Source organism: Seonamhaeicola marinus, from assembly GCF_008085455.1.
Genome location: NZ_VSDQ01000679.1, coordinates 1,092,925 through 1,102,632 on the forward strand (window position 1 = coordinate 1,092,925; position 9,708 = coordinate 1,102,632).

At 34.4% G+C, this 9,708-nt stretch carries 7 protein-coding genes and 1 pseudogene; 4 read left to right on the forward strand and 4 right to left on the reverse strand.

The features are described from left to right. Positions 1–68: 68 nt before the first annotated feature. From FUA24_RS15595 to FUA24_RS15610, 4 genes and pseudogenes are all read right to left on the reverse strand, one after another. A pseudogene (locus FUA24_RS15595) lies at positions 69–512 on the reverse strand (deoxynucleoside kinase); the annotation flags it as partial. Positions 513–517: 5 nt separating this feature from the next. Then, positions 518–1,297, reverse strand: a complete 780-nt coding sequence (locus FUA24_RS15600) for a hypothetical protein (RefSeq protein WP_148543976.1) — start codon at positions 1,295–1,297, stop codon at positions 518–520. 33 nt (positions 1,298–1,330) lie between these two features. Beyond that, positions 1,331–2,014, reverse strand: a complete 684-nt coding sequence (locus tag FUA24_RS15605; protein ID WP_148543977.1) for a response regulator transcription factor — start codon at positions 2,012–2,014, stop codon at positions 1,331–1,333. Beyond that, positions 2,007–3,515: a sensor histidine kinase gene (locus FUA24_RS15610; protein WP_148543978.1), complete on the reverse strand. Its 1,509-nt coding sequence runs from the start codon at positions 3,513–3,515 to the stop codon at positions 2,007–2,009. Before FUA24_RS15610 ends, FUA24_RS15605 begins: the two co-directional genes overlap by 8 nt. 153 nt (positions 3,516–3,668) lie before the next feature. Between FUA24_RS15610 and FUA24_RS15615 the strand changes: the two genes are divergently transcribed. From FUA24_RS15615 to FUA24_RS15630, 4 genes are all read left to right on the forward strand, one after another. Next, positions 3,669–4,514 (forward strand): GLPGLI family protein, encoded by an 846-nt coding sequence (locus FUA24_RS15615; RefSeq protein WP_148543979.1) that lies wholly within the window; start codon positions 3,669–3,671, stop codon positions 4,512–4,514. A 59-nt stretch (positions 4,515–4,573) separates the two neighbouring features. Then, on the forward strand, positions 4,574–5,404 hold the full coding sequence (locus FUA24_RS15620; RefSeq protein ID WP_148543980.1) for a GLPGLI family protein: 831 nt from the start codon (positions 4,574–4,576) through the stop codon (positions 5,402–5,404). A gap of 118 nt (positions 5,405–5,522) precedes the next feature. Continuing rightward, entirely contained in the window at positions 5,523–6,389 is an 867-nt protein-coding gene (locus FUA24_RS15625) for a GLPGLI family protein (protein WP_148543981.1), read from the forward strand. 40 nt (positions 6,390–6,429) lie between these two features. Next, positions 6,430–9,141: a TonB-dependent receptor gene (locus FUA24_RS15630; RefSeq protein ID WP_148543982.1), complete on the forward strand. Its 2,712-nt coding sequence runs from the start codon at positions 6,430–6,432 to the stop codon at positions 9,139–9,141. The last annotated feature ends 567 nt before the right edge of the window (positions 9,142–9,708 follow it).

The window sequence follows — 9,708 nt, forward strand, 5'->3', positions numbered from 1 at the left end:
CGCAGTGAAGGCATCTCCTAAATACAAGCTTAAGCTATTGATGATGAGATTACTTCGAAATGAGATNTAATTGAGTTTTCATAATCACGACCACGTTTATGAATTTGAGATACTAAATTAGGAATTGAACTTCTTAGATAAATTAATAAATCTGGTCCTTGAACCAGAGATTCCATTAACTCAAATAAGGATTTGTAGTTTTCAAAATCTCTATTGGTCATTAAGCCCATAGCATGTAAGTTAGGAGCAAAAATATTGGCATCCTCGTAAATCGTTCTATCTTGAATGATATCTTTTCCGCTCTGGCGAATCTGTAATACTTGTCTAAATCTACTGTTTAAGAAATACACTTGAAGATTAAAACTCCAGCGTTCCATTTGATTGTAAAAATCGTCTAAGTAGGGATTATCAACAACATCTTCTAATTGGGCCTCCCATTTATAATGTTTGGCAAGTAGTTTGGTTAAAGTAGTTTTTCCAGCTCCTATGTTTCCAGCAATTGCAATATGCATAATGGTTAGTTAGTTTTTAATTGAAATTCTTGCAGGGTTTGGTCGTGGTAAATATACAAGGTTTCGTTGGTTACAAAAAACGCATTTGTTAATAAATTTGGCAGAAGAATAGGTGTAACGGTTTGATTATCTGTTCTAAACATATATAAATCAGTCCCTTTCTTCAAGACAACAGTATTGTTGTTTTCTACCATTTTCGTATAACCATTATTTGCTGTCTTATTTAGCAAGTTTCCAAAATAATTGTATTGATACAAATACTCTTCGGTAAGTAACCAAACGTTATTGTAATTACTTTTTAAATCTAGAATTTTACTAGATATAGGTAGTGATCTTGCTTGTGTTTTATTGGTTTTGTAATTGTATAATTCTAACTGTTGTGAGTCTTGATTAAATATCCAAATCGTATTATCGAAGCCTGTGGAGATATGTGTAATATTCTTATAAGGGATGACCGCATTAAAATCAATTTTAAAAATTTCCGCAAGTCTATTATCTAGAATTATTGCCGTATTGAAGTCCTGATAAAACAGATTTATTTTTAATGGATTAAAGGTGTTAACTGTAGTTAAATCTCCCAGCTGAAAATTGTTATAGCTTAATGAACTGCTACTTGTCTTTTTGTAAAAAGTATTGTTTTGGATGTAGTAGGTGGTACCAAAATTATCTACCGATACAATTCTATCGGCTTTAAAATCAGTACTTTTAATAAGTTTCGTCTCAATACTGTCTTGTGCATAGATTGAAACTGATAGAAAAAGAATAAAAATAAGTTTGTACCCCATCTTAAGGGGAAAAGTACAAAAATCAAACCACTTTTAGCAAATTAATTTATAGCCGAATCCGCGGACATTAAGTATTTGTAGGTTAGCATCTTTACTCAGTTTTTTACGAAGTTTAGTAATAAAGACATCCATACTTCTGGCGCTAAAAAAGTCGTCATTACCCCAAAGTTTATTTAATATTAGAGATCTGTCTAAAACCTGATTCTTATTCTTTATTAAATGGAATAGTAAGTGTGCCTCTCTATGTGTTAACTGCTGCAAATCTTCATTTTTATATCGAAGGGTCTGCTTTGGGAAATTAAAAGCGTAGGCACCAATACTTAATATATCGGTTGTTTTTTGAACCTTTGTTCTATGGAGTAAATTGTTAATTCTAACAATGAGTTCCTCCATGCTAAATGGCTTTTTTAGATAATCGTTACCTCCTATTGTAAAGCCTTCAACCACATCTTGGGTTTGCGATTTTGCTGTTAAAAATATAATTGGAATCGCATCGTCAATAACACGTATCTCCTTAGCCAGGGTAAAACCATCTTTTTTAGGCATCATAACATCTAAAACTAAGAGCTCAGGACTATGGCTTTTGTAAATTTCAAAAGCCTTTTCGCCATTTTCACAGAGTAGAACTTTAAAGTTTCGGGTTTCTAAACTTTCTTTAATAATTAAACCTAAAGCAGGCTCGTCTTCAGCTAAAAGTATGGTAATAGGATTAGGCATTTGGAATTGAAATTTTAAACGTTGTTAGGTTCGTGTTCAAATCTAAAATAATAGTGCCATTATGCTTTTCTATAATCTTTTTGGTATAGTATAAACCTATACCAAAACCTTTTACATCATGCGTATTTCCTGTAGAAACTCTATAGAACTTCTCAAATATCTGGTCTTTATTAGCTTTGGTTAGGGTGTTACCGTTGTCTGATATGGTTATAATGATATCCGAACCGCTTTTCATTAAATCTAATGAAATGCTGTTTCCTCCATATTTAATGGCATTGTCAATAACGTTGTTTAAGGCATTTTCAAAATGAAAAACATCAATAGGAACCGTGAGATCCTCTAAACCTGAATTAAAACGAATTGTTTTGTCCTTTAATTGCAACTTGTGTCTGTCAACCAATTGTTTTATGAGGGTACTTAGGTTATAGGGCTCTCTGTTTAGTTCTAAGCTATCACTATCTAAAGTGGCGGTTTCCAATAGTTTTTCAACCATTACGTTGAGTTTAGACAATTGCTGATTAGACATGTCTAAATAAGTTTTGGTCTTTTCTTTATCTTCAATAGCGTTAAAATCTTTAATACTTTCAATGGCCACACCAATGGTAGCGATGGGTGTTTTAAATTCGTGGGTAATGTTACTAATTAAGTCGTTTTTTACCTCGGCAAGTTGTTTTTGGTCTTTTATGATTTTTAAGAGATAAAATAAGGAAGCGATAACTGCTAAGATTAAAACTAACGATACTAAAATACCACCTATTATTCGTTTTAAAATTATAGCTGTTTCATTAGTAAAATGAACTTTTAACTCACTGTTCTTTGGTAAAAAGGTAGATTTAGAAAACGTTTTTAAAGTTTGTTTCCCGTCTTTGGAATTAAAAACCTTCAATCGGTTAAAATGTCTAATACTGTCTTTAGCATTTTTAAAACTAAGACTATACGCAACATCGATATGTTTTCGCTGTAACTCGTTATTTAAAAGACTATCAATCTGCTGTAATCGTATAGTATCGTTTTTAATAGAAATAACCACCTTAGAGGTTAAGGTTTTAATGTCGTTTAGTTTAGAGGAAAAATGAAATTGCTTAATTACGGAATCATGATGGTGCTTTTGGGCATCTCTATTAATTCTTGCAAAAAGCGAGTCTACACCTTTATTTCGTAATATAGTTACCCCTTTTAGGTCTTTAGTTTTAATACTGTCTAAATGCGGGAACTTATTGGTGTTGTTTCTAATTTCAGATAAAAGCTCATCAATACTACCCCCATTTTTTAATAATTCTTCTGGGTTATCACCTTCAAAAGCAAAACCAACAGTAGTGCGTTCTGCTAAAAGGGCATAGTAGTCATCAACCGCCTTGTCTAAACTACCTTGAACATCATTAATTAACTGTTGTTTATTGCTAAGGTAATTTTTGTAATTCCAGTAGATTTGAATACTAATAGTAGCTACTATAACCGTGATAATAGTATAGAGTAACCATCTGTATTTCTGTTCATTCATACATCAAAAGTAGCTGTAAATATTAATAAATGCTAAACGGTTAACACTAGTTAACACTCATTAACTAAGGGTTTGAATTTTGGAGGTCATATTTGTATGGTAATTCAATTACAATCAAAAAACGAATAGATCATATAATTAAAACCCATTAAAATGAACAGAACATTTATTTTATTTAGTATGCTTTCAGTGCTGTTTATCACTGTAAATGCACAAGATTTCCAAGGGATGGCAACCTATAAGACCAAACGGAAACTAGACATTCCTGTTGATAGTACACAGATGAATTCCGATATGTACAAACGGGTAACAGAGATGCTAAAAAAGCAATTTGAAAAAACCTACGTATTAAGCTTTGATAAAGGCGCGTCTTTATACAAAGAAGATAAGGGACTAGAGGCACCGCAAGCCGCTGGTATGCGTATGGTGGTTATGACCGCTGGTCAGTCGGATATCTTGTATAAGAACATCAAAGAAAACCGATTTACGTCGCAAAGTGAAGTCCTAGGGAAAATATTTTTGGTAAAAGATGAACTGGAAACCCATGATTGGACACTAGAAAATGAGACCAAGCACATTGGCGATTACACCTGTCACAAAGCAACTAAAAAGCGAATGATTCCGATTGTTGAAAGCCGAATTAGTTTTAACGAAGCCATAGATAGGGAGGAAGAGGAACAAGAACCAGAAATGAAAGAAGTTACTGTTACTGCATGGTACACCATGCAAATCCCCGTGAATTCTGGTCCGGGAAGATTTCATGGTCTTCCAGGTTTAATCTTAGAGGTTAATGATGGTGAAGAAACCATTGTATGCAGTAAGATTGTTTTAAATCCTGAAAACAAGGTCACCTTAAATGAACCTTCAAAAGGAAAAGAAGTAAACCGCGAAGATTTTAACAAAATCGTACAGCAAAAGATGAAGGAGCAACGAGAAAAATACGAACATAGAAGACACGATGGTAATAGCCAAAGGGTAGAAATTAGAATAGGAGGTTAAGCATCGTAAAATTATTTTGTTTAATTATTTATTATATTTGTTAAACAAAATAATTTATTATGAGCACATTAATTAAATTTTCGGCTATATGTTTAGTGTTTTTATACGCAATTTCTGGTGTATCGCAAGACTTCCAAGGTAAGGCCTATTACTATTCTAAATCTACTTTAGAACTAGGAACTTGGGGCGCAAGAATGAATAAGCAGCAAAAAGATCAAATTGCAGCTAGGTTAAAAAATAGGCTAGAAAAAACCTATGTGCTTTCGTTCAACAAAACTGAATCAATTTATAAAGAAGAAGAAGTGTTAGATGCCATTTCAGGAGCCACAGATTCTTGGGGAAAGAACTTTACAGCAGGCCATCAATATAAAGATGTTAAGGAAAATAGACTCGTTCAGAGTCAGGAGTTTTATGGCAAAAAGTTCTTAATAGATGATAAGTTACAACAGATAGAATGGACAATGACCACAGAGCAAAAGAAGATTGGGAATTATACCTGTTACAAATCTGTTGGTGTTATACCTACTACAGCTTTAAAATGGTGGTCCTTTTCATGGAGTAAATTGAGAGAGGCGGAAAAAGAGACGAGCGAAACGACTAATAGCGAGGATTACAATTTAACTCAAATAGTAGCTTGGTATACACCACAAATTCCAGTTAGTCATGGTCCATCAGAATATTGGGGGCTTCCTGGGCTCATTTTAGAAGTTAGCGTAGATAATACCACAATATTATGTTCAAAACTTATTATTAACCCAAAAGAAAAAGTGGAAATTATTGCACCTTCAAAGGGAAAACAGGTTAATAAAGACGAATACTGCGATATGGTTTTAAAAAAAATGAAGGAGTTTAGAGCCAATAGAATGGGAAGAAGACGCTACAGCGGGTAATTTTGCTTTAAAACCAGCTTCGTATTTTTTAACTTAATATTAACGAATGGCATTTAAACTATGAACAGCAACTAAGGTCTAAGAAATTATTAGTAACAAACCAAACAATAGTTTCAAGATGAAAACAGTACTTTTTAGATTTTTAACGTTGAGTTTCTGTGTTTTTTTAATGTCTAACACACTTTCGGCCCAAGACTTTCAAGGTAAAGCCTATTATATGTCTAAAACTACCATAGATATGGCAAATTTTGGTAGACCAGGAATGGATGAAGATATGAAAAAACGTATCGCTGCCAGATTAAAAAACGCTTTAGAAAAGACATATATTTTAACCTTTAACAAATCTGAGTCTGTTTACAAAGAAGACGAAAGACTAGACGCGCCAGGAGGTGGCGGCGGTGGTTTTGGTAGAATGATGATGGGGAATTTCGTGGCAGGAAACCAGTACAAAAGCATAAAATCTAAAGCCTTTTTGCAGGAACAAGAAGTATTTGGTAAAAAGTTTTTAATAACGGACTCTATCCCTGAGTTTGAGTGGAAAATGACAGGAGAAAGTAAGCAAATTGGTCAGTATACCTGTTTTAAAGCCGAAGGCACCAAAATAAAATACGGCTTAGATGTAAACTTTAGAAGACCTAGACCAGGCGAGGAAAACAAAGAAGAACAGCCAGAAAAGAAAAAAAATATAGTTGATGTGGTTGTATGGTACACACCACAAATACCAGTTAGTCAAGGGCCTTCAGATTATTGGGGGTTACCAGGATTAATTTTGGAGGTTAACGAAGGTAGAACAACTATTTTGTGCTCAAAAATCATAATGAATACAGACGATAAGGAAACCATAAAAGTACCATCTAAAGGTAAAAAGGTTTCTAGAGAGGAGTTTGACGAAATCTCTCAAAAGAAAATGGAGGAGATGCGTCAGAACTTTAGAAGAGGTGGCGGCAGACCAGGAGGTGGACGCCCAGGTGGAGGAAGAGGATAATGAGATGAGTTCAATCAAAAACAATCAGAAAAACTAACCCATGAACCGAATAATTTTAGGAGTGCTACTGTTAGTAGTAGGCTCAACGTATGCGCAAGTTAGGCTAGAAGGTGTTGTAAAAGACAGCATTGGCACACCACTTGAGTTGGCAAATGTTATTGCCATAAATCAGGCCACACAAAAGCTTGATGCTTACGGTATAACCAATAGCGATGGTCGCTTTAAGTTATCCGTAGAAAAAAATACCTTATACACGCTACAAGTAAGTTACGTAGGAATGAAATCCGCACAGGCTGCAGTTGAAACTAAAGATCAGCCCGTTACTAAAAACTTTACCTTACAAAGCGATAACGCCCTAGATGCGGTAGAATTGGTATATGAAATGCCAGTTACTATAAAAGGCGATACCATTACCTATAATGCTGATTCCTTTAAATCTGGAACCGAAAGAAAACTTGGAGATGTTCTTAAAAAACTCCCTGGCGTAGAACTTAATGATGATGGCGAAATTGAAGTAGAAGGAAAAACCGTTGGAAAAGTAATGGTAGAAGGAAAAGATTTCTTTGATGGCGACTCTAAGCTTGCCGTAGAAAATATTCCTGCCAATGCTGTAGATAAGGTTGAGGTACTTAAAAACTATTCTGAAGTTAACCAATTACGTGGTGTAACAGATAACCAAGATAACATTGCCATAAATATTAAACTTAAAGAAGGTAAAAAGAGATTTTGGTTTGGTACAGTAACAGGAGGTGTAGGAGATTCACCCGATGAAACCTTGTATTTAGCACAACCGAAACTGTTTTATTACAGTCCAGATTATAGCGTTAATATTATTGGTGATTTAAACAATATTGGCGAAGTAGCTTTTAATCGTAGAGACTATTTTAAATTTACAGGTGGTTTTAGAAGCCCAAGTAGAAGCAGTGGTACTAGTTTAAATTTGGGTAGCAACGATATTGGATTTTTAACCATGCAGAATAACCGCGCTAAAAGTATTGAAACCAAGTTTGGAGCGGCTAATTTTAGTTATTCGCCAAGTAAAACATTAGACTTAAGTGGTTTTGCGATTTTTTCTAATAACAAAAACGAATTAGAAGAAAATAGATCCATTACCTATACAGATCCCGATTTAAATATTCCAGATGAAGATACAGAAAGTAACACCACACAGCGTAGCGATTTGGGGATGTTAAAACTGAGTGCAACGTACAAACCAAATACAAATAATCAGTTGGATTACGATGTGTTAGCACGAGTGTCAAAAGAGTCCCAAGACCAGATGTATTTCTCTTCCGTTTTAGGGAATATAGATCAGATGGAAAACACATCGCCGTATAGTATTAATCAGAATTTAAACTATTACTATACCTTAAATGATAACAACATTTTTGCTTTAGAAGTTCAACATTTATTAAAAGATGAAGATCCGTTTTATAATGCCATTTTAGAAGATAAGGATAGCTATGAAAATACGGCTACCGCTATTGGTTTAGATAATTTACAGTTAGATTATAATGTGGCACAGAACAAACGTGTAAAATCGAATCAGTTAGATGCCAAGTTAGATTATTGGAATGTTATTAATAACAAAAGCGACATCAATGTGACTTTAGGAACCTTGTACAGTAAACAAGATTTCGACTCTAATATTTTTCAGAATCTAGATAATGGTAGCATTTTTAATCCAACAAACACTTTACCCAATGGATTAGATGGAAATAATATAGCATATACCTTTTCAGATGCTTATGTAGGTTTACATTACCGTTTAAAGTCTGGTATTTTTACCTTTACACCTGGTGTGTCTGCCCATGCTTATAGCGCTAAAAACAATCAGTTTAATGTAAGTTATACCGATAACTTCTTTAGAGTTCTACCAGATTTTAACACGCGCATTCAGTTAAAGAATAGCGAGCAAATCATTTTTAACTATCGTATGCGTACAAGCTTTACAGATGTTAACCAATTGGCTAGAGGTTTGGTGTTGAATAATTACAATGCCCTGTATCAAGGCGATCAAGAATTAGAAAGTGCACTATCGCATAATTTAAACCTTAATTATTTCAGTTTTAATATGTTTAATTACACCAACGTTATGGCGAGGTTAAGCTATACTAAGACTATTGATAGAATTAGAACCACATCCCAGTTTCAACCAGGTAGTGTGGTTAGGGTAAGTACACCGTTTAATTCAGATTTTGCAGACGAAAGCGCCAGTGCTAATGGACGTATAGAAAAAACCATTGGTAAGTTTAAAGGAAGGGTTACAGGGAATTTTAGTTACAATAAATTCAACCAGATCATTAACGGCATGCCTTCTGTAAATGAAAACTATAGCTATACGTTTAGACCAAGTGTAAGCACTAATTTTAGAGATGCACCTAACTTTGAGTTAAGCTACAGACACACCATTCAAGATAACGATCAAGGAGCTAGTAGAACAAAATTCTATACTAAAGCACCATCGGCAGAGTTTGATGCGTTACTGTTTAAGAAGTTTACCTTTAAAACCGATTATACTTATAATAATTTTAGTGATGAAAACGCTACCATTAACAGTTTTGAATTCTGGAATGCCTCTTTGGCCTATAGAAAAGACCAAGATAGCAAGTGGGAATTTGAACTAAAAGCCACTAACTTATTAGATACTAAAGTACAAAACAGAAGTAACACGGGGAACGTATCTGTAAGTGCTGTAGAGTATTACATTCAGCCAAGGTTTGTTACGTTTAGGTTGCGTTATGAGCTTTAATTTTAGATGATATTTTGAGCATGAGTGCCCCCTCTAAAAAGAGGGGAGTAAGGGGTGTGTTATTCTCCATAAAGTGGCTTAATTGGTTTTTACACCTCCCTTGCGCCCTCCTTGTTAAGAGGGAAACTGTTCTCTTTAAAAAGAGCTATTAAGTATAGAACGTCATTCCGAGCGCAGTGAAGGCATCTCCTAAATACAAGCTTAAGCTATTGATGATGAGATTACTTCGAAATGAGATTTCTCGTAATGACGTTTGTTGTTGATTAATTCGTACAACGTCATTCCGGACATTAGTTTTAGATCATATTTTGAGTATGAGTGTCCCCTCTAGAAAGAGGGGAGTAAGGGGTGTGTTATTCTTAAAGTAGTTTGGCTGGTTTTTACACCTCCCTTATGCCCTCCTAGTTAGGAAGGAAACTGTTCTCTTTAAAAAGAGCCATTAAGTATAGAACGTCATTCCGAGTGCAGCAAAGGCATCTCCTAAATACAAGCTTAAGCTATTGATGATGAGATTACTTCGAAATGGGATTTCTCTTAATGACGTTTGTTGTTGATTAAGTCGTACAA